At 37.6% G+C, this 24,722-nt stretch carries 26 protein-coding genes; 6 read left to right on the forward strand and 20 right to left on the reverse strand.

Annotated elements, in window-relative coordinates:
• Positions 1-38 precede the first annotated feature (38 nt).
• The 4 genes from IBX42_RS00210 (at position 39) to IBX42_RS00225 (ending at position 4,627) form a co-directional block, all read left to right on the forward strand.
• Complete coding sequence (locus tag IBX42_RS00210) at positions 39-1,163, forward strand: multiheme c-type cytochrome (RefSeq protein ID WP_294926986.1); 1,125 nt, start codon at positions 39-41, stop codon at positions 1,161-1,163.
• Between the two features lie 65 nt (positions 1,164-1,228).
• Positions 1,229-1,921 carry a response regulator transcription factor gene (locus IBX42_RS00215; RefSeq protein ID WP_294926989.1) on the forward strand — a complete coding sequence of 231 codons (693 nt, stop codon included), beginning with the start codon at positions 1,229-1,231 and terminating at the stop codon, positions 1,919-1,921.
• Positions 1,918-3,129: an ArsS family sensor histidine kinase gene (locus IBX42_RS00220; protein WP_294926992.1), complete on the forward strand. Its 1,212-nt coding sequence runs from the start codon at positions 1,918-1,920 to the stop codon at positions 3,127-3,129. Before IBX42_RS00215 ends, IBX42_RS00220 begins: the two co-directional genes overlap by 4 nt.
• A gap of 118 nt (positions 3,130-3,247) precedes the next feature.
• Positions 3,248-4,627, forward strand: a complete 1,380-nt coding sequence (locus IBX42_RS00225) for an OprD family outer membrane porin (protein WP_294926994.1) — start codon at positions 3,248-3,250, stop codon at positions 4,625-4,627.
• 363 nt (positions 4,628-4,990) lie between these two features.
• Here the strand turns inward: IBX42_RS00225 and IBX42_RS00230 are convergent, their stop codons facing one another.
• The 18 genes from IBX42_RS00230 to IBX42_RS00315 all read right to left on the reverse strand — a co-directional run bounded on the left by IBX42_RS00230 (position 4,991) and on the right by IBX42_RS00315 (position 21,818).
• Positions 4,991-5,458, reverse strand: coding sequence for a DUF302 domain-containing protein (locus IBX42_RS00230; protein WP_294926997.1), 468 nt, complete (start codon positions 5,456-5,458; stop codon positions 4,991-4,993).
• Positions 5,459-5,598: 140 nt separating this feature from the next.
• Positions 5,599-6,096 (reverse strand): nitrous oxide reductase accessory protein NosL, encoded by a 498-nt coding sequence (locus IBX42_RS00235; RefSeq protein ID WP_294927000.1) that lies wholly within the window; start codon positions 6,094-6,096, stop codon positions 5,599-5,601.
• Between the two features lie 11 nt (positions 6,097-6,107).
• Positions 6,108-6,935 (reverse strand): ABC transporter permease subunit, encoded by an 828-nt coding sequence (locus tag IBX42_RS00240; RefSeq protein ID WP_294927004.1) that lies wholly within the window; start codon positions 6,933-6,935, stop codon positions 6,108-6,110.
• A 9-nt stretch (positions 6,936-6,944) separates the two neighbouring features.
• Positions 6,945-7,412, reverse strand: coding sequence for a hypothetical protein (locus tag IBX42_RS00245; protein ID WP_294927007.1), 468 nt, complete (start codon positions 7,410-7,412; stop codon positions 6,945-6,947).
• Positions 7,399-8,037, reverse strand: a complete 639-nt coding sequence (locus IBX42_RS00250; protein WP_294927011.1) for an ABC transporter ATP-binding protein — start codon at positions 8,035-8,037, stop codon at positions 7,399-7,401. The genes IBX42_RS00245 and IBX42_RS00250 overlap by 14 nt, the downstream gene beginning before the upstream one ends.
• Before the next feature lie 3 nt (positions 8,038-8,040).
• The gene (locus tag IBX42_RS00255) at positions 8,041-8,946 is read right to left on the reverse strand and encodes a NapH/MauN family ferredoxin-type protein (protein ID WP_294927014.1); all 906 of its coding nucleotides are present in this window, start codon (positions 8,944-8,946) and stop codon (positions 8,041-8,043) included.
• 33 nt (positions 8,947-8,979) lie between these two features.
• Entirely contained in the window at positions 8,980-9,474 is a 495-nt protein-coding gene (locus tag IBX42_RS00260; protein ID WP_294927017.1) for a c-type cytochrome, read from the reverse strand.
• Positions 9,475-9,476: 2 nt separating this feature from the next.
• On the reverse strand, positions 9,477-10,109 hold the full coding sequence (locus IBX42_RS00265; protein WP_294927020.1) for a hypothetical protein: 633 nt from the start codon (positions 10,107-10,109) through the stop codon (positions 9,477-9,479).
• A gap of 9 nt (positions 10,110-10,118) precedes the next feature.
• On the reverse strand, positions 10,119-10,859 hold the full coding sequence (locus IBX42_RS00270) for a 4Fe-4S dicluster domain-containing protein (RefSeq protein ID WP_294927023.1): 741 nt from the start codon (positions 10,857-10,859) through the stop codon (positions 10,119-10,121).
• A 3-nt stretch (positions 10,860-10,862) separates the two neighbouring features.
• Positions 10,863-12,080, reverse strand: a complete 1,218-nt coding sequence (locus IBX42_RS00275) for a nitrous oxide reductase family maturation protein NosD (protein WP_294927026.1) — start codon at positions 12,078-12,080, stop codon at positions 10,863-10,865.
• Positions 12,073-12,864 (reverse strand): cytochrome C, encoded by a 792-nt coding sequence (locus tag IBX42_RS00280; RefSeq protein ID WP_294927028.1) that lies wholly within the window; start codon positions 12,862-12,864, stop codon positions 12,073-12,075. Before IBX42_RS00280 ends, IBX42_RS00275 begins: the two co-directional genes overlap by 8 nt.
• 189 nt (positions 12,865-13,053) lie before the next feature.
• Complete coding sequence (gene nosZ / locus IBX42_RS00285) at positions 13,054-15,654, reverse strand: Sec-dependent nitrous-oxide reductase (protein WP_294927031.1); 2,601 nt, start codon at positions 15,652-15,654, stop codon at positions 13,054-13,056.
• 88 nt (positions 15,655-15,742) lie between these two features.
• On the reverse strand, positions 15,743-16,684 hold the full coding sequence (locus IBX42_RS00290) for a hypothetical protein (RefSeq protein WP_294927034.1): 942 nt from the start codon (positions 16,682-16,684) through the stop codon (positions 15,743-15,745).
• A gap of 3 nt (positions 16,685-16,687) precedes the next feature.
• Positions 16,688-17,356, reverse strand: a complete 669-nt coding sequence (locus IBX42_RS00295; RefSeq protein ID WP_294927037.1) for a Crp/Fnr family transcriptional regulator — start codon at positions 17,354-17,356, stop codon at positions 16,688-16,690.
• Positions 17,353-17,787: a hypothetical protein gene (locus IBX42_RS00300; RefSeq protein ID WP_294927039.1), complete on the reverse strand. Its 435-nt coding sequence runs from the start codon at positions 17,785-17,787 to the stop codon at positions 17,353-17,355. The genes IBX42_RS00295 and IBX42_RS00300 overlap by 4 nt, the downstream gene beginning before the upstream one ends.
• 79 nt (positions 17,788-17,866) lie before the next feature.
• A complete protein-coding gene (gene ftsZ / locus IBX42_RS00305; RefSeq protein WP_294927042.1) occupies positions 17,867-18,985 on the reverse strand; it encodes a cell division protein FtsZ in 1,119 nt (372 codons plus the stop codon).
• Between the two features lie 9 nt (positions 18,986-18,994).
• The gene (ftsA, locus tag IBX42_RS00310) at positions 18,995-20,353 is read right to left on the reverse strand and encodes a cell division protein FtsA (protein ID WP_294927045.1); all 1,359 of its coding nucleotides are present in this window, start codon (positions 20,351-20,353) and stop codon (positions 18,995-18,997) included.
• A 1-nt stretch (position 20,354) separates the two neighbouring features.
• The gene (locus IBX42_RS00315) at positions 20,355-21,818 is read right to left on the reverse strand and encodes a peptidylprolyl isomerase (protein ID WP_294927048.1); all 1,464 of its coding nucleotides are present in this window, start codon (positions 21,816-21,818) and stop codon (positions 20,355-20,357) included.
• 151 nt (positions 21,819-21,969) lie between these two features.
• On the opposite strand from IBX42_RS00315, the gene IBX42_RS00320 reads away from it, so the two are divergent.
• Complete coding sequence (locus IBX42_RS00320) at positions 21,970-22,320, forward strand: hypothetical protein (protein WP_294927050.1); 351 nt, start codon at positions 21,970-21,972, stop codon at positions 22,318-22,320.
• A 3-nt stretch (positions 22,321-22,323) separates the two neighbouring features.
• On the forward strand, positions 22,324-23,625 hold the full coding sequence (locus IBX42_RS00325) for an adenosylmethionine--8-amino-7-oxononanoate transaminase (RefSeq protein ID WP_294927054.1): 1,302 nt from the start codon (positions 22,324-22,326) through the stop codon (positions 23,623-23,625).
• A 4-nt stretch (positions 23,626-23,629) separates the two neighbouring features.
• Here the strand turns inward: IBX42_RS00325 and IBX42_RS00330 are convergent, their stop codons facing one another.
• Positions 23,630-24,220 (reverse strand): class II aldolase and adducin N-terminal domain-containing protein, encoded by a 591-nt coding sequence (locus IBX42_RS00330; protein ID WP_294927057.1) that lies wholly within the window; start codon positions 24,218-24,220, stop codon positions 23,630-23,632.
• A 43-nt stretch (positions 24,221-24,263) separates the two neighbouring features.
• The gene (locus IBX42_RS00335) at positions 24,264-24,638 is read right to left on the reverse strand and encodes a metalloregulator ArsR/SmtB family transcription factor (protein ID WP_294927060.1); all 375 of its coding nucleotides are present in this window, start codon (positions 24,636-24,638) and stop codon (positions 24,264-24,266) included.
• Positions 24,639-24,722: the final 84 nt, after the last annotated feature.

The following is a 24,722-nucleotide window of genomic DNA, read 5'->3' on the forward strand; positions in this document are numbered from 1 at the left end:
TAGTTAAAATACTTCAATTTTAATCCACGGAGGGAAGAATGCGTTATTTTTTTTTATTGCTAGGTGCAATTCTATTTGCAGCTCACTTAGAGGCAAGCGAGAGCAAGGTGTGCCAGGCTTGCCACCCGATAATCTATGATGAGTATTACGAATCTTCTCACCGCAACGCATCTATTTATAACAATCCAATCCATAAAGCTATGTGGGAGAAACACCCAAAAGACGAGAAGGGGTACACTTGCGCAAAGTGCCACTCTCCAAGTGATTTAGAGGTTCTTCAAAGCGGAATCGTTACAAAAAATGAGACTCAGGTAGAAGAGCCGATCTCTTGTATCTACTGTCACAGCATAAAAGATGTTCAAGTGGGTGAGAGTTCAAACAGCAATATTTTAGTCGATAAAAAACGCGAATTCTATACAGCTCAAGAGGGTAAAAAGGGCAGTGCAGAGTATGAGATGGAGTCCTCATGGTTTGGATTAAAAAAGGAGCCAAAGAGCTCTCCCTATCACAAGATTGACTATGACAACGAAAACTACTATAGCGGAAATGCCTGTATGGGATGTCACTCTCATGCAAATAACGATCACGGTTTTGATATAACGATGCTTGACGCACTAATAAGCAAAGATGACAAAAATAGCTGTGTTACATGCCATATGCCGCAGGTTATCGGCTCAAAAGTCACAATACATGAGACAAAAACACATGCGTATCACGGTATCGCGGGGATTTACCACAAAAGCACGAACATGGGAGAATATATTGACTTTAATCTCTCAAAAAAGAGTGATAGCTTTAGTGTAAACGTCATAAACAGATCAAATCATGCTCTTTTTGGACAGGCATTTAGACAGGGAATTTTAAAAGCAGAAATAAAGAGGGGCGATAAGACAATTACGCTTGAGCCTTTTATATTTGAGAGAATATTGGCTCGTGATGGCGTAGAGGTTATGCCGTGGGAAGCGAATGAGGCTATAAAAGATACCCTTATTTATGCAAAAAGAGAGGTTTTATTTAATGAGACTCTTCTTGGTGGAGATAAGCTTACCCTAACTCTGGGAGTTCAAAGAATATCTCAAGAGGGTGCTAAAAAGCTTGGCTTAGAGCTTGACAAAGAGTTTACAAAATTTAGAGTTTTAAAAAGTGAGACATTTGGTTTTTAAGTAACAATTTTTTATATTTGTGTAAAATACCTTAATAAATAAAATATATATTACGGGTAGCATAAATGGTACAAGAAGATGTACGAGTATTAATGGTGGAAGATGATGAGATACTAGCAGAGCTTATATCTGATTATCTTCACAATTGCGGAATAACAGTTGAAGTAAACTCTGACCCTACAACCGTAATAGAGCATCTTAAAAAAACAAACTTTGATCTTATTATCCTTGATCTGACGCTTCCAAAGATGGACGGGTTATTTCTTTGTGAAAAGATCTCCGCCGCTTTTGATATTCCCATCATCATCTCATCTGCAAGAGACGAGGTAAGCGACAAAGTTTTGGGTCTTGAGAAGGGTGCGGATGATTATCTCCCTAAGCCTTATGACCCTAGAGAGCTTGTTGCTAGAATACATGCAATGCTAAGGCGTAAAAAATCATCTTCATCCGCACCTCTTAAGGAAGAGATATTTGGAGATTTTAAAATTGACAAATCAAAGATGGTTATACACCACAAAGATATTGCCCTTGATTTAACCGTAGCAGAGTACGGCGTTTTGTCCTTTTTTATCAATCAAAGAGGCATAGTGCTTAGCAGAGGAACGATTCTAGATGCAGTTGAGGGTTTGAGCTGGGAGAGTGATGAGAGAAGTATAGATGTCATCATTAGTCGTTTGCGCTCAAAACTACTCGACAATCCAAGAGCTCCTACATATATAGAGTCTGTTCGCGGCATCGGTTACAGGATGAAGAGTTGAGTAGACACTCTATTTTATTTAAGATAGGGATCTTTTTCTCTATAGCATTTGTCATAATCACAATTCTTTTTAAATTTATGTATGACTATGAGTTCTTATCGGTCAAAGAGAAGCTAAAGGGTCACTATCACAAAGTGGCAAGATACGTTATGCAGCACCACACGGGCATAGACTCCAACGAGGAGTTCTTGAAAAATCTGGAGAAAAAGCACATAAAAATAGTAGGGGATGATAAAGAAAAATTAGTGAAATTGCCAAAAAGCGATTCCATATCGTGCGGAATGCTCTACTTTGATCTTTACGAGAGGGATGGATACAGGTATCTTGTAACGCCGGATGTAACCGGAGGACTTATTTTAAAAGATATGAATACCAAACCGATAAACGTATACTATATGTGGTGGCTTTATGGCGCTTTTGTATTCGTATTTTTGGCTCTCTTTCTCTCCATTGCAATAAGCATGTACCCACTAAAACATCTACAGACGCAGATTCGGCGTTTTGGAGAGGGAGATATGGATATTGATCTTGCATCTAAGGGAAAAGATGAGATTGCAGAGGTCTCAAACGAGTTTGACAAAGCAGTTAAAAAGATAAAAGCGATGATAAACTCAAGAGCAATATTTATACGAAATATAACACATGAGTTGAAAACACCCATAACAAAAGGGAGACTCTCCTTGGAGTTCTTGGAGGAGTCTCGTACAAAAGATATTCTTACAAATGTTTTTTTGCGCCTAAACCTACTTACCAGAGAGATTGTGCAGATTGAGAACATAACCGCGTGTGACTGCAATATAGACAAAAAGAGCTACCATCTGACAGATATTTTAGACAATGCTGCAGATCTGCTCTTTTTGGAACCTGAGAGCATAAAAAACAATCTTGATAACAGAGTTGTTGAGGTTGATTTTGATCTTATGAGCATAGCGTTTAAAAATCTTATTGATAATGGCATAAAGTACTCAATAGATTCTGAAGTTTACCTTGATCTTCAAGGCAATGAACTTGCATTTTGCAGCAAAGGCGATAAGCTACAATATCCTCTTGAGTACTATACGCAACCTTTTACAAAGTGCGATACAAACTTGAGTGAGAGTTTCGGGCTGGGTCTTTACATAGTAAACTACATTTTAGAAAAACATGACTACTCTCTATTATACAGCTACAAAGATGGCATCAACTCTTTTACTATAACGCTTTGTTAACAATTCATTAACAAAAAGTTAACACCCAATTTATAAAGCTCTCTTATACTACATTTATGCAGTTTGAACTCAAAGTAGTTTTAAACTACAGATAAAATTCTAAAAAAAAGGGTTATGGATGAAAAAAGCTATAAAATTGTCCTTAGCGGCAGCTTTGGCAGGCGGAGCAATGCTTCAGGCGGCAGATGTTGATATTAATGGTTACAGAGGTGGAAGTATTGATTTAATGCTAAAGGCGATGACCGTAATAGATGATGAGAAAAATGGTTTTGCACCGAGCAACGGAAGTGGTTATTTGGTAAAGCTTAAGTATGAAACCCCTGATGTTTGGCTAGATGGTCTAAAAGTCGGTGTTGGTATGTATGTCAATGGTGATGCTGGTTTAACAGAATGGGATGAAAAAGGTGCTCCAACTTATGATAAAGGCGCATACGGGATGGTTGTTGATGTGGATGGTGAATCAAAAGCACTTATGGGTGAGTTTTATCTCTCATACAAACATCAGTATTTTGATGCAAAATTTGGACGTCAAACACTTGACACTCCGCTTACAAAGATAAATACATCTCTTATGCCAAACTTCTATGAGGCGTATATGTTAGGTACAAACGTAATAGAGGGTCTTCGTTTAACTGCAGGTCAGATCACAAAAATGTCTCTTGGTTCCCGTGCAGCACCGGATTGGGGAATAATAGGTGAAAATACAGGAACGGCAGGCGTTGCTGTTAACATTGAACAGTTAGGCGGAGACATTGAGCAAGCTAAGTTTTACAATATGGGAACAATAGCTGGTAAAGACAGCACGGCAGGGCGTACTGTGATTGGTGCTACATATACGGGTATAAAAAATCTTAAAGCTGATTTTTGGGTTTATCACTCTGATGATATAGCAAATGACATATATGCAGAGGTAGGCTATAAAATCCCAGTCTCTGAAGGTATGGCAGTAAACTTAAATGCTCAGTACTTAATGCAAAAAGATACTGGCGATAGTTTGGCAGGCGAGAGAGACTTTAATATGTTCGGTGCAAAAGTCGCACTTGGTACTAAAAAGTGGGGAGTTTTTGCTGCATACAATCAGTCTGGAAAAAAAGATGATCTTGGAGCTAACCAAGAGGGGCAATACTTTAATGCTTGGGGAGCAGACCCTGCATATACAAGCTCTATCTTCTCTCGTAACGCATACCGTGAAGATGTAGATGCATATAAAGTAGGTGCTCACTACGTTATTATGAAAGGCTTGAGAGTAAGTGTTGACTATGCTAACTACGGTAAATCTGCATCATCTGCAGGTAATGTTGCAGCGCTAACAAAATTAGCTATGGATGATGCGTACGAGGTTGATATAGGTGTTAACTATAGAGCAAATGAAAACTGGTTTTTCAGAGTATTTAATGCAAGACGTGTAAGTGAGTTTAACGGTACTACTCCAAGTGCATTTGACGATCATGAAAGACGTCAAAACCACTACCGTGCTGTAGCGGTATACAACTTCTAACACTTAATTTTCTCCTACAAGATTGCCGGACTAGTCTGGCAATAAACTCTCCTGTTTTAATTTTTATAGGCTCTCTTCTCAAGAGCCTATATTCCCAATAATATTTCTTGTTTAAATAAATATTTATAGTTCAATCTTCTCTCTTTTGCAGCTGTCTAACATATAAATAGTGCATACACTTTAGCTATAACTATCTATGCATATTTGGCTATGCTTTGAACTGTTTTGTATGCTGTATTAGTAGTTTTAAGATGTGAGGGTTTTACTTTTTAACTGTTTATAATTAAGTATTTTTTGGGGAATTATATAGTTTATAAGAGGTATCAAACTCTCGCAAAAGCGGGAGTTTGAAGGGAGTTTTAGTTACTCCATTTCCATTGAATCTTCAATAGCCTTAGTAACTTTTTTCTCTAATTTTACAAGAGATTGGTACGCTTTAGAGTCTCTAGGAGCCGATGAAGGACGAACGTATAAAACTGTAGTTACACCATCTTTTTCAGTAAGTGTGATACGAATTGGGCAGTAAGCCATCATATCTGAATCTTGGTTGATAATGTCGTTACCGAATTTACCGTTACATGCAACAAGCGTTCTAACTGCAGTTAAACCTGCTTTGTTAAACTCAGCGCCAAACTTCTTATCTAGACCTTTTTGTTTAAACTCCTCTAAAATATCCAGCTGCCAAACAACAACAAGCATCTCTTGCTTGAACTTTGCAAGCATATTCTCTAGAACCTTATCAACAGGAGCTTTGTAGCTTACCTTATAAACGTTACTCTCTGCAGCCCATACCGACACAGTCAATAAACACGCCAATAGAATCTTTCTCATTTTACACATCCTTTGAATTTTACCCTATAGCGGGCTTTAATACTAAATCTCTTGTTAAAGAGATTTATTGTTACAAGTATATGTGGTTTGTATGAATTAGATGTTAACTTTTTGTTAATAGAGTGTTAATGTGCACTCTATTAGAGCCTTCCGTTGAGCAGTCTGATGAGAGCGTCCGATATTTGGTTGAAAGCAAATACTCTTTTACCGTTGTGTTTAGAAGCAAATTTATTGGCTGCTTCATATGTTGCAAACGGTACCAAATCATCGCCCGCAGGTGAAATCACATTACTTCCGTATACAAAAAAGGCGCCTTTTGCATTTATGGGCTTGAGTGTGTCAAAATCGGTAACTAAAATTTCTTTAAAATCTTCCTCTTCTTTGACACCGATATCAAACCATCTGCCGGGCTGTAGATAAAACTCCATCATTGACTTTGGAGATGAAAAGAAGAGTTTTTTGCCGTTTGTCAGCTCTATTTTACAAGCCCACATGGGCGCTTCATATACCTTTATTTTCCTTACTACACACGTGCTCTCTTTATCAAAATCCATCTTGTAAGAGTCGTTTGCGCTCAAGCTTGAAATAGGCAAGAGAGATAGAGCAATTACCAGTGATGCGAATATTTTTTTGTACATAAAAACTCCTTTTAAACCAAATCTTTTTTTTCAAATATTTTAAAACCGCCGTAAGCAAAAGCCAGCCCCAAAAGAAGAGGATAGCCGATGGACACAAGAACAAACACGCTTTGACTCATAAGGTCAAGTATATAAAAGGCAACAGGTCCCATAACTGTAAGTTCAGGATCAAAAAGAGATATAGCGGCCACCCTGAAGAGTTCCATGGGGTTAATCATAGCTATAAATATAATCAACTCCTCGTTTATTCTTTGCTGCATCATAAGCGAGATAAGCGCTATATCTATAAAAGCGAGCAGAAATATCCAGACAAAGAACGAGATTCCAAGAGCAACTTCGGATGATTTTACAAACGAAGAGATGAAAAATGCTATACCTAAAAAAGCGCTAGAGAGTGAGAAGAGAAGCCCAGTATATAAAAAAAAGATACTCCACGGAATTGCCGCACCTTTTATAAAACCAAAAATTATAGCAATAATCATGGCAAAAAGAACGGGAAGATATACCGTGATAAACCTTCCTATGATCTTGCCCCAGTAATACTGCCTGAGCGATATAGGAAACGAGAGCATATACTCAAGTATATGGTTGTCTCTGTCACCGGAGATGGAGCGAACCGTGGTTATGAGTATAAATATAGGAAGTATAACTATCGTGATTTGGATATACATAAGCAGAAGTCTGCTGAGTCCGCTAAACCCCATGACCTGAGATTCCGTCACTCCTGCTATAAAAAAGAGGGCAATTAACCCTCCAAATACAAGAGAGTAGACCAAAAACCATTTGGCTCTTATAGACTCTTTGAGATCTAGATATGCGATTAAATATAAATTTTTCAAATCAATCCTTTAGTGTTCGAGTATCTGTTTTCTAATTTTTGGATTTCCCATATGTTCGCCTCTGAGTATTCTGAGTTTAACCTCGTCTATTTTTACAGTGTTCTCTTTTTTGAGTTCATACGCACCGAATCCATAGTTCATTGGGGTCTTCTCATTGAAACTAAAGTATGCTTTTGACGCATCTATGTATTTTTGCGTATCGTTCGTAAAAACCTCTGCTTTGTAGATGTTTATGTTTTTTTCTTGGCTCCAAAGAACAAGACATCCAACATCGTCAAAACCGTAGTTTCTATTTTGTACTTGAAGCTTTGCCGTATAAATATTTGATGCAGGAAGCTCCATCTTGCATTTTGGGCAGACCTCATTGTGTTTGCCGCCACTATCTTCAGAAGAGAGAGAGTTTGATGAATTGCAGCCTGATATAAAAAACAGAAGCATAAAATTTAAGATAAAAAATAAAGATTTAAAGTCTTTCATCTGCAACTACTTTTCCCATGTCCATATATATTTGCCTGTTTACCAATCCTTGAACCTCTTCTACCCTGTGTGTGACAAAAAGAAGAATTTTTTCATCTTCATTTTCTTGTAAAAGTCTATAGAAGTCATCTCTTGCCTTTGGATCAAGATTTGCAGTAGGCTCGTCATATATAATGATGCTGCTTTTTTTGGCTAAACTGATTGAAATAAGCAGTTTTTGCTTCATTCCACCGCTTAGTTTAAAAAATGACTTGTAAAGGTTTCCTTTGATGTCAAGCTTCATCTCGTTTGAGTAGTGCTCAATAAGCTCTTTGTCTATATCGGTGCTCATGCAGACATACTGCATCAGTTCTTGGATATTTAATTTTATGGGAGGGGGAAGCTGCGGTACAAAACTGACATTTTGCAGCACCTTTACCCTCTCTTTAATCGGGCAAAAACCATCTACAAGAACTCTTCCCGAATCAGGATGGTAGTACCCCAGAATTGCGCGGATAAGGGTTGTTTTTCCCGCACCGTTAGCACCCATTAGTGCTATAGAATCATTTTTATTGAACTCGCAACTCACACTGTCAAGAGATATATGCTCGCCGAATTTTTTTGTAAGGTTTGAAATAGTTATCATTTTTTACACCAGGCTCTTAAGTCTAAAATCAAAGTTTAGCGCATCTGTATGGCAAACATCAATACATCTTCCGCAAAGCGTACAGTCTGCACCTGTAATATACTCTCTTGTTATACCTTTTTCTTCTCTTTGTTTGTCATATTTTGCTTTTGTAATCTCTAAAACCTGATTTTCAAAACATACATCATGGCAAACCATACAGTGGTCGCAGTTGTCATTCCACTCGACTCTGAGTGCCGAGATTTTCCCCAGGTAACCGTATGTCGTACCGATTGGACAAATATATGTACACCAAGCTCTTCGGGAGTAAAAAACCTCAAAAGCCAAAACCACTACAACCCAAAGAAGCGCCAAGCTCCATCCATACGCAATAGTGCGGCTTAAAATTCCAACAACGTTAAATGTCTCAAACACCAAATAGCCGCTAACTAAAGAGAGACTCAAAAATATGACCCAAAAAATATGTCTGACTCTGTGATCAAACTTTCTCTCTTTGATAATTTTTTTATTCACAAGAGTGTCATGCCATTTTTCGCCGATTTCGCTTAGTATGCCATATGGACAAACCCATGCGCAGTAGCTTCTTCCGCCGACAAGAAGATAAAAAGCAGCAATTGTCGCAGTGCCTATTATCATATTTACAGGCAGCTCGAACGTAGCTAGAAAAAGCTCTATGGTAGTAAAAATATCTATAAGATGAAAACCTAGAAATCTTGAACCGCTCAGCGTTCCCTCGAGCATCTGAATATCGACGTGAAAAGATAGAAAAAAGAGCAGGTGAATGGAAATGATTAAAATCCATCTCTTCATCCTGTAACTAAACTTTTTTTTACCGTCTTTTGTTTTGTCAAAAAATGTTGACCAAAACGAAGAGTGTTTAATCGTCTCTCTACTATTATATTTATCCATTTAAAGCTCCATTTTTCGGCTGGTTGTTAGACACTATTTATTGCTCTCAGCTGCGCGTGAGGGAAATTCTCCGATTTCATCTGCAAACTTTCTTAGTTCCTCTTCGCTGGTGTTAATGAGCAACCCTCTCATAATCACGTTCTCTTTTCTGTTGGCTTTAAAATCAGTTAAATCTTTGTATATCTTATCAGCACTTTGTCCATAAAGTTTTGGTCCCATAAGCTTTCTTCCGTCTTGCTCTCCAGAGCCGTTTGCTCCATGACATGCGGCACATTTACTTTTGTACTCCATACTTACTTTTATGGCTCCTATATTTCCGGCTTTGTCTTTAAGTGCCCTTAGCTGATCCGTCTCTTTTTCTTCATCACTTTTTTCTGCCGGTGCTGCTTGTGTTGTGGTAGTAGCATCTGCAAAGCTTCCTATACCTTTGGCATGTTCGCCGCCATGGTAAGCTCCTCCTTTTGAGAGAGTCCATGCCATTAGAGCAAATACTAAGATTGTTGCTATTGCCGCTATCGTATTTTTCATGCTCATCTCCTCATCTCTTTTATCATCTTGTTAAATTCGTATATTTCATCGGAGAGCCTTCTTATCTCTTCATCATCCATTTGGCTGATAAGACCGTTCATCAATACATTTTTAGATGAGTCTTTTTTAAACTCTGCAATCTTATTAAAAATATACTCAGAGTCTTTTCCAAGAAGAGAGGGACCTATAACACCGTTTGCATAGTCATTATGACATGCAGAGCATTTGACGATAAACTCTTTGCTTAACTGTTTTACAAGCATTGAAACTTGTATGCTTTCATAAGGGCTTCTAACATATATGTTTGCGTCTACGGCACTTCTTGGTTTTGTCCTCACAGAGGCATCTTCATTTGCAGGCATTGCATTTAGATCATATTCACTCTGTATGTTGTAGTCATAGTAGTAGGATTTACTCTGGTTTTTATCATGTTCTTTTTCTTCAACTTTAACAGCGAGAGCATTTTTGTTTTCAACAACTTCAATACTCTGCAAAGCAGCTGTTTTTGGAGATTGTGCATTTGCACTCTCTTTTTTATCGCTCTCTTGGCTGCAACCTGTAAAAAGGGCAAGGAACAAAACACCGCCGATATAGAATAAACTTTTAGATTTTGATTTTAAATTACAATTTTTCATTTTATGGCCTTATTTTTTGTTTAAGTAGTACTCTTCATAAGTCACTCTTGGTTTGACTACAATTGATGCAATTGTTGTTGGGCAAACTTCTTGACACGCACCGCATCCTATACATCCGTCATAGATTTCAGGTCTGTTGCCTCCGCCGCTGTCACTCACCATAGCTATGGCACTCATAGGATTTGGAATAGGGCACATGTCGGCGCATAGAGTACACTCCTTGTCTTCAAAAGAGTCAAATTTTTCAAGAAGTTCTACTTCAAGTTCGTGAATATTTACAACAGAGTTTGTAAATTTATGCATTTGCTTATTGTACCCCTTTGGTATAGGAGTATTTGTCATAGCAAGACAGGTGTCTGGAAACTCTAACACGGCAATTCCCATCTTGATATCTTCTGGTTTTTCAGTATGATGATCAAGCGCTCCGCTTGGGCATGCAAGAACACAAGGCACCGCGCTACAAGCATAGCAACCTCTCTCATCTGCATCAATATATGGTGTTCCAACACCATGCCCGCTTAGAAAATCGGCAAGTTTTATAGAGTGGTAAGGACATACCTGAAGACACTGACCGCACTTTATACAGAGCGCTAGAAATTTTTTTTCATCTACGGCTCCCGGCGGTCTCAACCTATTTTCTGCCCTTAAGACATAGGGGCTAAATACCATGCCCCCGCCTAAAACAAGTCCTAGTACTCCTAAAGTAGAGTATTTTATAAATTCTCTTTTATCTGTCTTAACTTTTTCCAAAATTTATCCTTCTATCTTAACTATGGGTTCTGCATCTTCAAATAAAAAAAGCGGCTTTGTAAATGGTGCCAGTTTTGCTAAAAAATTTAGCAAAGATATAACGGGCGAGCCGTAGAAAAACTTAACATCCGGGTTGTGAATCCAGAGCTGATCCGCATATCTATAGACTTTATGCGGGGTATCGCCTATGTTATCACCATTCTTATCAAAGCCCTCGTAGTTATCCCAGTAATTCTGGCTAATCTCATTATTGTAAGTTCTGCTTGATCTTCCATCATTTATAACATCTTCAATATTTCCCATTATTATGTTGTTTTTGATAATGTTGTCTTCACTTAAAGAGTGGAAATGAAGTGCTTGTGAGTTGTACAATATTTTGTTGTTCTCTATCCAGTTATTTGTATCAGGCTCAAATGGGGATCTGTCAATATAGATTCCCTGAGCACAGTATAGAATCGTATTGTCTTTTATGGTAAAGTTGGTTACCTCTTTTAAGCCTATGCCCATTCCGGTAGTGCCCAAAGAGCTTTTTATGAAATTGCCCGTTGCTACGGTATCTTTTGAGTACATAAAAAATATTCCTACCGAGTTGTATTTGTAGCTATTATTTTTCACATAATTTTTGCCGGCATACATAAAGTGCAGCGAATATCTGCAATACTCCCCGATATTCTCCTCTATAAGATTTCCGTGACTATACCAGACAACCATGTCGCGAGAGCGGATAAGCGAGTTTTTTCTTATGATGTTGTCGTGGCTGTACCATAGTCTTAAACCGTCTCCTTTTAATCCTAGGTCAAAATCTTTTGATGTTATGGTGTTGTTGGAGATGATAGAGTTGCTAACCATCTGCATGTCAATTCCAAAAAGGCAATCATCTATGGTGCAGTTGCTGACTTCACACTGTTTTGCTTCAGAGATAGTGATGGCAGCATCAACGTTTTCATGCCTATCCCCACTTCCCGTAATCCTTAAATTTTTAAGTGTCACATAAGAACTTTTTATGGTTATTACAGTTCCTTTGCCTTCACCGTCAATGACTACGCCATCTTCTTTTCCTATAATTGTCAAAGGTTTATTTATGACAATACTGCCTTTGTAGACCCCCTCAGGAAGCTTTAAGATAGAACCGACAGGTGCATCATCAATTGCTTTTTGCAGTACATTTGCGCTTAACAATGGCAAAAATAGAGTTAATAAAACAAAAAAAAGTTTAAGCATGTTGGTTATTTATTCCCTTAAGAGCCTTTTGTTTTGCAAAAAATGCAAGTAAGCTCAGCAGACCGATTGCCAAAATAAGATAAAAACCGATTGACGGATAAGAGTGTGTAACAAATTGTGCAATCTTTCCGTCTCCAAAAACAGTAGGCATAAAAGGTTTTATTTTAAACATCCCCCAGTCATGCAGATTATGCCCAAACCAATAGAGCCAAAATGAATAATCAGCAATAAAGAGGAGTGGAAGGGATGCCGGAATCAGCATAAAATAAATTAAAATCTTAGAGTTGTAAAGTATAAAATATATTATTCCCAAAGATAGTGCTAAAAGAGCATATATGCCTATCTCCCTCTCAATAGTTCCGCCAACCCACATAGGATCCATTCCTACATAGTGGTTGATAGTATTCATTTCATGAACTTCTCCGCTGTAGCCGTCAAAATGAAAAAATACGGGAATACCTTCTGGAAAAGCATCTTTAGGATAGTTTGGCGCTTCAAGCGAAACTGCCCAAATAGGCATAGAAGCAGGACCTATTTCCGCTGTAGTCGATATCATTTTTTCTAAGTCATTGTGCGCTTCTTGTGGCGTACTAACACTTTTGTATCGTCCTTGATTATAAAAATTCCAAACTGTTTTACTAAAAGATGAGATCTCACTCTCTTTGGAGTTTTCTATTTGATTTAACACCCCATGAAATGCCAGCATTGGAAGTGTAAAAGAGAAGGTTAGGATTAATAAAGCTAAAGTAGCAAACACTCTTGCTTTTGTCAAACTTTTATTCATTATGAAAGTCCTTTGTATATAAAAAATAAAACTTGAAAATTAATAACAATCCTCAAGTTTTATTTTATAATGTATTATATTACAATATTATTCTTATAAGCTTAAATAATAAAGGATTGATATAAATGCAAAAAGGGAGAAGAATAAAATTCCTCCCCCTTTTTTTAATTGTTTCTAAAAAATGTATCTTTAGAAAAGATTTGCGTTCTCATCTACCCATTTAAGATATTCAATGATATCTTTAGTCTCTTTTTCATTCATGTGCTGATTAGGCATTTTAAGGTTAAAGTAATCAATCATCCCTTTAACATATGGATCATCATACATGTGTTCAGGACTCATAATAAAATCTTTTACCCATTTTTGACTATCTTTACCATGTCTCTCAAGTACACCTGTTAAGTCTGGACCGGAAGAGACTTTACCGATAACGTGACAGCCGCCACATCCGCCTTCGCCAAAAGCTTTTTCGCCGGCTGCTGCTGCAGCTGACTGTTTTGTAGCAATGATTCTAACAAGGGCATCTTTTGCTCTGATTCCAACATCGGCTGTTTTAACCATAAGCTGCCAAATCATATTTTCAAATAGGATGGCTTTTTCCAAATCACCGGCTTTAACAGCTTCATCAGCCAGTTTTTTCTGTGCCGGAATTTGACCATATTGATCAAATGCATCTGTAACAAGCTCTGCAACAATCTTATGCTTATCAAAGTTATTGTCTTTTAAGAACTTCACCACTGACTGGATAACAGCATCGGTTGCGGCATTTGTTGCGACAGTTTTCTCATACTCAGCTTGTAGCTCTGCAGGAGACATTGTCTGCATCTTCATTTTTTGCGCACTTTCGTACTTTTTGTTTGGGTCTTTTACCATTAGGTAACCCATCATCTCTAAGTGAAGTGCAGAACAAAATTCAGTACAGTAGTAAGGAAAAACACCCTCTATATCAGCGATAAATTTAATACTTGCAGTCTTGCCCGGCTCAAGTGAAGCATGAATATTATAATGGCCAATCGTAAAACCGTGTGCCTCATCTTGAGCACGCTCAAGGTTTGTTAGGTACATAGTTACCTCATCGCCCTTGTTTACAGTAATTCTCTCGGGATTGATGTGTGAACGAACAACAGTCGCATAAATTTTGACTTTGTTTCCATCTCTTTCAATTCTCTCTTGACCTGCAAGTGTTTTACCCTCGTGGATTGAGTCAGTTCTAGAGTTTGTACCCATTGGATATCTTACATGCCCGTGAAGTTTTTCAGCTCTAATAGCAACTGCTTGGTGTGGCTCTCCAAGAGGAAGAGGCATGTCTACAAGAAGGTCCATCTTTTTACCACTAATATCAATTAGCTGGTGATTTTGTGGATGAAGTGGTCCAACATTTTGAAATCTATCAATTGCTAATTTGTTGAGTGAAATAATATATTTTCCTTGAGGATCAGCAGATTTACCCTCCATCCCACAAAGGTGTCCTACATTGTAGTGAACATTTACTTTATCTAGTACTTTAAGAGTTTTATAGTTCCATTTTACGATTTGACTATCAACGTAAAGTGAAGTATAAATTTCACCGTCTACAGGAGAGTATTGGTTATGTAATGGCCCAAGACCCAGTTCTGCTTGACCATGCAGAGATTTCTTCATATCTAAGATAGGAATACCGTATGGGTCTTTTCCTACATACTCTTTGCTGTCAATAAGTTTTTTGATTTTGCTCCATTTAAAAACAGAAGCGTGCGTATCTAGTTTACCACAAACCGTGATGTATTCACCATCAGGAGAGACGTCGACACCGTGTGGAGATTTTGGTTCAGGAATTAAGAATAGTGCATTGTTTTTAACTGCAATATCCATAGGAATAACTTTGTGATCATTAATGATTTTTACATTTTTTGGATCTTTTGCAAGTTCTCCCAGTTTTCTCCAGTTATATACATGTAAGAAGTCAGTGTCGTTTCTACTCATACCCGCTTCGTTTGGCGGCATACCGACTTCGATTCCGCCTGTATACATTTCAGTATTTACAGAGTTTGTGAATCCCCAGCCGTCAGAAACACCTTTTCCAGCATCACTTAAATCTTGCATATATGGAGGCATCTCAATTGTAAAAGACTCTTTCTCTTGAATCTTCCCTTTTTTGTGATCAAACTTCCACATTGTAACACCGCCGCGGTATGCTTCTTTGTAAGCTTCGATTGGATGGTAGTTGTTGTCAAATGGAGCTGCATATTGGCATGCTTCAATGATATAGTCACTGTTTTGGGTAAAGAAAGCCCCACCGTGAGCAGATTTGAAAACAGGGTTAACAACAATCTGTTTAGTTTCAAAATCTGCTAAGTCGATGATTGCGATACGAGGATTTGCCTTGTCATTTATAGCAAGCCATTTACCGTCATATTTTCCATCTATTTCTGAGAGAGCAGGGTGGTGAGTATCTCCCCAGTTTATCTCTCTTCCTCTGATATTTCCTTGTCTTAGAACCTTTTTAGACTCTTCGTCAAATCCGTATCCCTGCCAAGGCTCAGGAGTAAAGACTCCGATATATTTTAAAATTCTCATAGAGGGAACGCCGTATACTATTACCTGACCGGCTTGACCAGCTGAACTAAAAACAACAAACTCATCTTTTACCCCCGAAGGGTTGTAGGTTTTTGCAGCACGGACCACATCAACTTCGCTTAGACCTCTTTTCTTCATAACTTCCGCAAGCTCACCGCTACTAGCAACCAAACCAGTTGCTGCCACCGAAGCGCTCAGTATGACTGAAGAAAACTTGGTAAAATGTCTTTTCATGATATTCTCCTTAAATTCCATTAATAACAAAATGGTAGTTTAATTTGAGGAGTAATAATTTGACTATGGTCAAATTATTTAATTAATTTTATTTTTTAAGTTTAGAATATAAAATGAGAGCGTCTAAATCTTTTTTTAAATTTTTTAACTTTATAGCTGTTGAACCTAGCTCTTCAAGAGATTGTATGACGGAATCCTCTTTTTTTCTCAACTCTTTATCTCTTGTTTTTTCGTTCATAGCATATATCAACTCTACTAAATCCTCTATATGCTTCTCTGTACTCTCCAGTGATTTATATGTATATTCTATGGAGTTTGCTGAGTACTCTATGGAGTCATTTATCTTTTTTACCAGTGAATTAAAATTGTCTTTTGCCTGCGTTATTTCTGTACCGGCATTCTCTATTTCAATAGGCTTTAGTTCTTTGATTGATGCATTTGAAATAATCTCTTTTGAGGCAGATAGAAATTTTTGTACAAAAGCGATAACTGTTTTTAACTCGGTAAATAAGTATAGAAGAAGTAGTACTAAAAAAATAAAAAGTAGATACTGAATATATTTGTAGAACTGCTGTTTTTCTTCAAAACTATCTTTTTCTTTTTGAATGATATGGTTGAACTCTAAAATAAGTTTTAAGTTAGTGTTATAAATCTCTTTTAGACTTTTTTCAAATAAAATAGTTGAGTAGATGGATCTGTTTTTGAACTGATCTCTGAAATTTTGTACATTAAGATAAAAATTGTTCCATAGTTTTGCAATATTTTCATTTGTTGCAATATTTTGTTCTCTGTAATTCATAACAGCTAAAAATTTTCTTATGGAGTCGTCGAGTGTTTGTGAGGAGCTATTTGGATTTTTATATATATAGAAAATATTTTTTGATATCTCTTGGGTGAAATCTTTTTGTTCATTCATTGCATCTATAAAATCATTATGTTGTGAGATGCTTTTTGACGTGTAGCTAAAAAGAGTTGCAAGCGTAATTGAGAGAACAAATATTAGTGCGCCTACAATTTTAATTTTTTTCAAATTTTACTCCTCATAGATAGAGATTAGAGCTTCTTTGTCTAAAACTACTATATTTCCATTTTTAGAATCTATAATATTGTCTCTTTTTAGTATGTTCAAAACTCTTGAGAGTGTCTCCGGCTGTATATGAAGTATAAGAGATATCTCTGCTCTTTTTAAATTGTTAAATATATCCAGATCATCATATAGCATCATAGCGACTTTTGCGGTAGAGTTAAAGATAAACTCTCTATTTATAAGAGATTGCAGCTGCTGGGAATTTAAAATAACTTCATTGATGAACTCAGAACAAAGAAAGCCTTTGTCTAGAAACTCTTCTTTAAATTTTTTGTAATCTATTTGAAGTATTTGAGAATCTTTTAGAAGTGCTACATTTGCAAAAGAGTTGAGAGTCTCTTGTTTTATGTTTGATATTTCAGTTATTAGAGAGTTTTCATATATATAGTATAAAAATATTTCGTTATTATACTTGTCTATTTTATATGCTTTTGCCAACCCTTTTAAAAGATATAAAAGAGAGTTGTTCTGTTTTTTCTCATAATATACAACATACTCTTTAGAGTAGTTGTGTATGACTGAGATAGATGACAAAAGTTCTATTTGCTCTTTATCGAGAGATGAAAAAAAATCTAAAGAGGAGATAAGCTCCTTGGAAGAGATGTTTTTATTCATTGCAGGGTATTAAAACATATCTCTTTGTTTATATCGAACTTAAATAGTTCTGCCTTGCTGTGGGCACTGTTATATATATACTGGATTGAAATATCTGCGTCTAAAAAGCGTTTTGAGTTTCTGCAAACACCTAGAGTTACAGCCTCTTTCATTCTGCTATGATCCTCTTTTTTTACACTTTCATCACTTTTTGGGGAGATATCAATTTCAAATATATAAACAAGCGTGCTGTTATCTGCTTTGATGCTTCTGAGTTTTGTATATTTATCGATTGTTGAGGGCAGTGCCTTTGATAACTCTTGGGCAGCTAATTTAGCAATCTCTCTGTTTTGCTTTTTCATATTTTGTGATGAAAGTTCTCCGCTTTGTAGCTGCATTTCTGAGGCAAAAGCAGAAAACATTATAAATAGTATCGTAAATAAAAATTTCATTTCTTCTCTTTCTTTGTAAAAAATAGTGCGCAACAGCAACCCTTAATCACTTAAGCGTTGCAAAAAAAACTAAAAAGTTTTAATCTTGTTGCTGTCTCATATATGAGGGAATATCTAAGTGACTGCCGTCTAGATCACCGCCTACAACCAGTCTTGGGCGGATTTTTGTCACAGGAGTCGGAGCCTCGTTTACAAAGTTCTCGTTATTTGAACCTGCATGCAAGTCTTTCTCAAAACCTGTTGCAATTATTGTGATTTTTACATAGTTTTCAGGAAGAGAGTCATCTGTGGAAGTTCCAAAGATAACATCTGCATCTTCATGCGCACTCTCTTGAACCACAATCATAGCTTCGGATGTCTCTATCATAGGAAAGTTAGGATGCATATGGAAATGAACCAAAACACCCATCGCTCCGTTTATAGAGACATTATCAAGAAGAGGAGACTCTATAGCCGCTTTAATAGCCTCGTATGCCGCATTTTCTCCTTCATGCTCGCCAACGCCCATAAGCGCCATGCCTTTGTGGCTCATAACCGTTTTCAAGTCGGCGAAGTCAAGGTTGATGTCATTTGAACCTGTAGAGAGAATGACGCCTGCTGTTCCGCTTACAGCCTGAGCCAATACGCTGTCGACGATTTTAAAACTGTCTTTAATTCCCAGTTTTCTATCAATAATAGAGAGAAGCTTGTCATTTGGAATGACTACGATAGAGTCACTCTCTTTTTTAAGCTCTTCAAGTCCCGCTTTTGCAAGTTTGAGTCTTTTTGGAGCTTCAAACATAAAAGGCTTCGTGACGATTGAAATGGTTAGTGCATCTACCTCTTTGGCAATCTTTGCAATTACCGGAGCAGCTCCGGTTCCGGTTCCGCCGCCAAGACCCGCAGAGATAAATACTATGTCAGCTCCCTCAAGAGCTTTTTTTATCTCGTCGTAGTTCTCTAGCGCAGACTCTTTGCCGATTTCAGGTTTCATACCTGCACCAAGACCCTTTGTAAGCTTCACGCCTATTTGGATTGTTGTTGCACCGACAGTCTCTTTTAATGCTTGAGCGTCTGTGTTTATCATAATCATCTCAATGCCAGTAACACCCTCTTTGATCATGTGTCCTATCATGTTGCCGCCGCCGCCGCCTACGCCTACAGCCACAATCCTTGCTCCATTTATGCCACATGCTTCTTCAATTAAAAACGGTTCCATACTCTCTCCTTAAAATAACTGTGTTGCCCAGTTCCAAAATTTACTAAAGGCTCCAGCCTCGTCCTCTTTTTTGTTCTTTTTCATAGAAATTGAAACAATACCCTCTTTTTTATGACTCTCTTGGAGGTGTGGTGTTGAGATATCAGGTTCTTCGGTTAGGTTTATGCTGCTGTGACCTGTAAGAACTTCGTTTGAGTGTCTAACTCTTTTGTTTACGTCTATTTCGTACTGTGTGTAGGCAGATGCTGCATACATAACAAGACCGATTGCGCTTGAGTACTCCGGTGAGCGAAGGTTCTCAAAAAGACCATTCATCTCTTTTGGCTTTGCGAGACGCACAGGCACGGAGCCGAATGTTGCAACCGCAAGCTCTCTCATCCCTTCCATTTGGGAGAATCCGCCTGTAAGAACTATGCCTGCTCCTATTTTATCTTTTAGTCCGCTGTTTTCGATAAACTGAGCCAAAATCATAAGAGTCTCTTCAACTCTTGCATAGATTACATTATGCACGACTTCAAGAGAGACTTCATGTGTTGTATTTTCATCGCCTATAATCGGGAGTTCTATTAAGTCGCTGCTTGGATTTAGAAGTGAGCCGTAGTTTAGTTTTACGCTCTCTGCAATATTGAGCGGAGTGTGCAGCGCCATGGAGAGATCACTTGTCACATGGTTGGAACCAACTCCTAAAAAGTCGTTATATCTGATGGAGTTGCCTGCGTGAATTGTGATATTGCTGGTGTTTCCGCCCATATCAATAACGGCAATACCAAGCTCTTTTTCATCTTCATTAAGTGTTGCTATTGAAGATGCATACCCTGTAAGGACAATGTTTTCAACTTCGACACCAGCGCCGCGAACAGCTTTTCTGAGGTTATTTAGGTTTGATTTTTGCGTTGTGATAATGTGCGTCTCAACCTCAAGTCTCGAAGCATTCATCCCAAGAGGGTCTTCTATATAGTCTTGATCGTCCGCTTTAAAGTTGTAAGGAAGAGCGTGAAGCACTTCGTACTCGTTTGGAATGTTAGCATTATAAAGAGAGGTCTGCATGACTCGCTCTATCTCTTTAAAACTAACCTCTTTGTTTTGAATATTTACGATACCGCTGGAGTTCAAGCTTTTTGTGTAAGCGCCTGAAATGGAGACTATTGCAGTTTTTACTTCGCTGCCAGAGACTCTTTTTGCATCATTGAGAGCAGTTCTTATAGATCTTGAAGCAAGTTCTATGTTTGTTATGCTTCCTTTTTTTAGACCTTGTGCCTTGCAAGTTCCCGCTCCTGTTATAGCTATGGAGTTATCGTCAGCTATCTCTGCGATAATTGCACATATTTTTGTCGAACCAATATCTATGGCTAAAACAGTTCTGCTCAACTTATAGTCCTTCGATAAATATCTCAGTTTTGTACTTGTTTTGCAGGATTTTAATCAACCCTTCGTTAAACATAGCACTTTTCAATCTAGCGATAACATCGTTTTGATTGCTGTTATCGTTCTCAAGCAGCTTTTGTTCCAAGATGTTATACATAACAACGTTTCCGCTCTCAAGAGCAATGTAGCCTCTCTTTGAGTTTTTAGTAACAAGAGTGTTTAAGAACTCGTTTGCATCACTTTCGCTTAGATCTGTTAGCTTGTTATAATCATTAACCGTTATAAAATCGGTTGTTTTGCCTTTAAATGTAGCGAATGAGTTTTTTGCCAGCTCTGAGACTCTTATTTTTCTCTCTTGATCAATATACATAGCAGTAACTTCACTCTTGGCATCTTCATAGCTTTTTGGTTGTGAAGGGTTAACTTTTACAAGTTCAAATGTAAAATAGTCATCACCGACCATTATAGGTTTAGAAAAGGGCGAGAGAGGAGTTAAGCCAGATACTACATCAATAGCGTCTTTGCCAAAAGGGTTGTTTGAGAGAGAGATGGTCGCACTTTTTATCTCTTGCTCGCTTACCTCTCCCTTTTTGTGTGCTATATAGCCTCTTAATGCCTCTTTTTTAGTCTCTTTTGCATTAAGTTCACTAACAACCATGCTTCTTGCATCTTCTAAAGAGAGTATTTTTCCCTCGCTATCTTTGAAGTTCAGTTTGTTCTCATCATAGTACTGAGCGATTGTAGCATCATCATATTCAAGTGAGAGTTTTGGCTGTTTGATGAACTTCAGATCATAACGTACCTCACTCATAAAGCTGTTTTTCATCTTCTCCCAAAAAGGTTTTAGGGAAGCATCAGATGTATCGACATTTATTTGGCTTACATCTAAGAGTTTATACTCTATCTTGTCTGCGATATTCATTGCAGTGTTTAAGATTTTATTTTCACTCTCCTGCACCTCTACAGGTAGAAGCTTCAATGTTTTTTTGATAAGAAGCTCTTTTTTTACGTCAGCCTCATACTCTTTGATGCTTAGGTTGTTTCTTAATAGAGCCTGTTTGTATATCTCTTTGTCAAAAACACCATCTTTGTGGAAAAAATCCTGCTTTTTGATCTCATCTAAAAGTTCTGTGTCGCTGATTTGCAAATCATAAGATTTAGCCAGGTTGAGGACGAGTGCTTGCTGCGTTAAGTATTGAAGAGCCTGTGATTTTAGACCAAAACTTTTTGCTTTTTCTTCATCAAACTCTCCTTGGAACATCTGTGAGTATTGATTGTAAAGATTTGAATAACTTTTTTGAAGCTCTCCCATTGTTATCTCAACACTACCTACTTTTGCTACTGCTCCGGCCTTATCTCCATAGTTGTATTGACCCCATCCGACAAAGCCGGCACCGACAAAAGCGATAGTAGAAATCCAGATAGTTATTATGAGATATTTTTTATGTCTTTGCATCCATGTGATCATCGGTTTCAAGCCTTGTTTATGATATTTTTGTAATTTTAGGTAAATTCGTATTAAACCTTGATAAAGAGAGCTTATGGTGATAGTAACTAAATATGAGTGTTAATTAAAAGGTGGTAAAATTTATCAACAAAGAGTTAAGAAAGGATTTTTAATGAGCACTATCGAAAAATACTCAAATATTAAAGAAGAGTTGCCAAAACTGCCAGAGGTATTGCTAAATACGATTCAATCGGATGTCTTAGAGATAAAGAGCATAAATAAAGAGTGCGAGAAATATATTCAAAACTGTGCAAAGATGCCTGAATTTAAAGAGGCATTTTATGTTGTTTACTCAAAATATATTGATAGAGACAATCATCAATATGAGAAGTTTATTTTTTTAGGCAAAGATGGCGAAGAGCTCTTTGATGTAAGTGGAGCAGAGATGGAGCTTCACGGACTTTTGGCATGTACGAACCTTGAGCTTACTCCAGAGTATGAAGCTGTGGAGTTAAAAAAATAGTATATGAATAATTTAGAGTTAAAAAAGAGAGACTTGGAGGTTTTGTGGCACCCATGTACGCAGATGAAAGACCATGAAACACTCCCATTAATCCCAATAAAAAAGGCTCATGGAGTATACCTGGAAGATTTTGAGGGCAACTCTTATATAGATGCTGTTAGCAGCTGGTGGGTCAATCTTTTCGGACATACCAACAGTTATATCAACGAAAAAATCAAAGAGCAGCTAGATACTCTAGAGCATGTGATTTTGGCAGGATTTACGCATGAGCAGGTAGTGAGACTCTCTGAGCGGTTGGTAAAACTAACACCAAAGGGACTTAGTAAATGCTTCTATGCCGACAACGGCTCAAGTGCCGTTGAAGTAGCGCTAAAGATGAGCTTTCATGCTCATAAAAATAGCGCCAAAGAGAGAAAACTTTTTGTTTCTCTGAGTAACTCATACCACGGCGAGACAATAGGTGCACTTAGCGTAGGCGATGTGAAACTATATAAAGATACTTACGAGCCGCTTCTTATCCGAACCGTTCAGACTCCTGTTCCAAAAGATATGAGTATAGAGGCGGCTAGAGAGGCGGCTTTGGCATTTGGAGAGTTGTGTGAAGAGAGGGCTGATGAGATAAGCGCTATTATACTTGAGCCGCTTGTTCAGGGTGCAGGATATATGCATATGTACAATAAAGAGTTTTTGGTTTTGGTGCGTGACATTTGCAACAGTTACGACATTCACATGATAGCCGATGAAGTGATGGTCGGTTTTGGAAGAACGGGCGAGATGTTTGCATGCCAGAGCGCTAACATAACACCTGATTTTATAGTTTTGTCAAAAGGGCTTACAGGTGGCTATCTGCCTCTCTCAGTCGTACTAACAACAGATGAGATATATGCCAAGTTTTATTGTGACTATAACGAGCATAAAGCATTTTTGCACTCCCACAGTTATACCGGAAATGCTCTTGCCTGCGCCGCTGCAAATGCAACTCTTGATATTTTCCAGAGAGATAACGTTATAGAAGAAAATAGAAAAACCGCTGAGTATATGGCAGAAAAACTCTTAAAGTTTCAAGAGCTTGAAAATGTCGCTTCCATTAGGCAGACCGGCATGATTTGCGCAGTGGAGTTAAAAGGGTACACACCAGAGGAGCGAATAGGGCTTAGAGTATATCAATACGGGCTTGATAACGGTGTTCTGTTACGTCCGCTTGGTCATGTAGTCTACTTTATGCCGCCCTATATTATCACAAAAGATGAGTGCGACAAGATGATGGACACTGCTTACTCAGCTATAAAGAGTCTTCTTAAATAGAAGTTTAATCAAAAGCAGAGTCGTTTTTAGTGTTATCCAGCAGAAGAAGTCTGCAGCTCTTCTCTAAAATGGCAATTTTTTTTGCCATCTCGTGAACATCTCTGTTAAAAGTGTAGACTCCATAACCTCTAATAACCATGATGTCTGTTTTTTTACTCTGAAAATAGTAGGCAATCTCACTGCTTGCTCTCTCATACCAGTCATCAAAGCTTCTAGGGTCAACTATCTCAATGGAACCCAACTCTTTGTATCCGAAATAATCTTTTGGGGTAATGATATTGTGGTCTAGCGAATATGCCGTTGTAAAAGGGGGCATACTAAAACAGATAAATTTAGCGTCGGATATTTGGGAGTAGATGCTGTGATGAATATTTGAGTCAATACTCGCTTGGTTCCATCTGTAATCTTTTTTATAATAAAGCTCTATAAGTGAACTCTCATCAAGCGCGTCAAATATAGCTTCTTTAGTATTGATTACAAAGCGGTTTGATTCGGTTTTTGCAGAGATGGAGCCGTGATATATGCCGAAAAAATCTTTTCTAAACATTGATAGTGCAAGTCCGGAGAGTTTCTTTTTGAGATGATCTTTATTCATTAAAATTGCTCTTTTGTTGAAATATAAAAGTTTATCACAAAGCTTACTTTAAAACAACGTCATCAAAAAAGAGTTCTCTATTGTTCTCGAAGTTTTCAACTAGGTTTGTAAAGCATCCCCCAAGCTCTCTGATTGTTTCAATATTTGGCTCAATATATATCTTATTTGCCTTTTTTTGCATTTTTATGACGCCTGCTTCACGAAGCAGTTGCAGATGTTTGGATATTGTAGGCAGTGAGTATTCAAAGTGCTCGGCAATTGTCGATACGCAGGTAGCATGCGGATTTACTTTTACTTTAGGATTCTTCTTGTCGATAGAGCAGACATAGCCGCCGGTAAAAATATTTTTAAAGATTAGAAAACGGGTCTCATTACCCAGAGCCTTGAAAATCTTGATTTTTTGTTGCATATCGAGCATCTATTTTCCTTGACAAATTATTTAGATAATTATATCATACCAAAAGGTATTTAGTTAAATGCCTAAATAAGCAAATAGCTTAAA

Source organism: Sulfurimonas sp. (assembly GCF_014859695.1).
Lineage (GTDB): Bacteria > Campylobacterota > Campylobacteria > Campylobacterales > Sulfurimonadaceae > Sulfurimonas.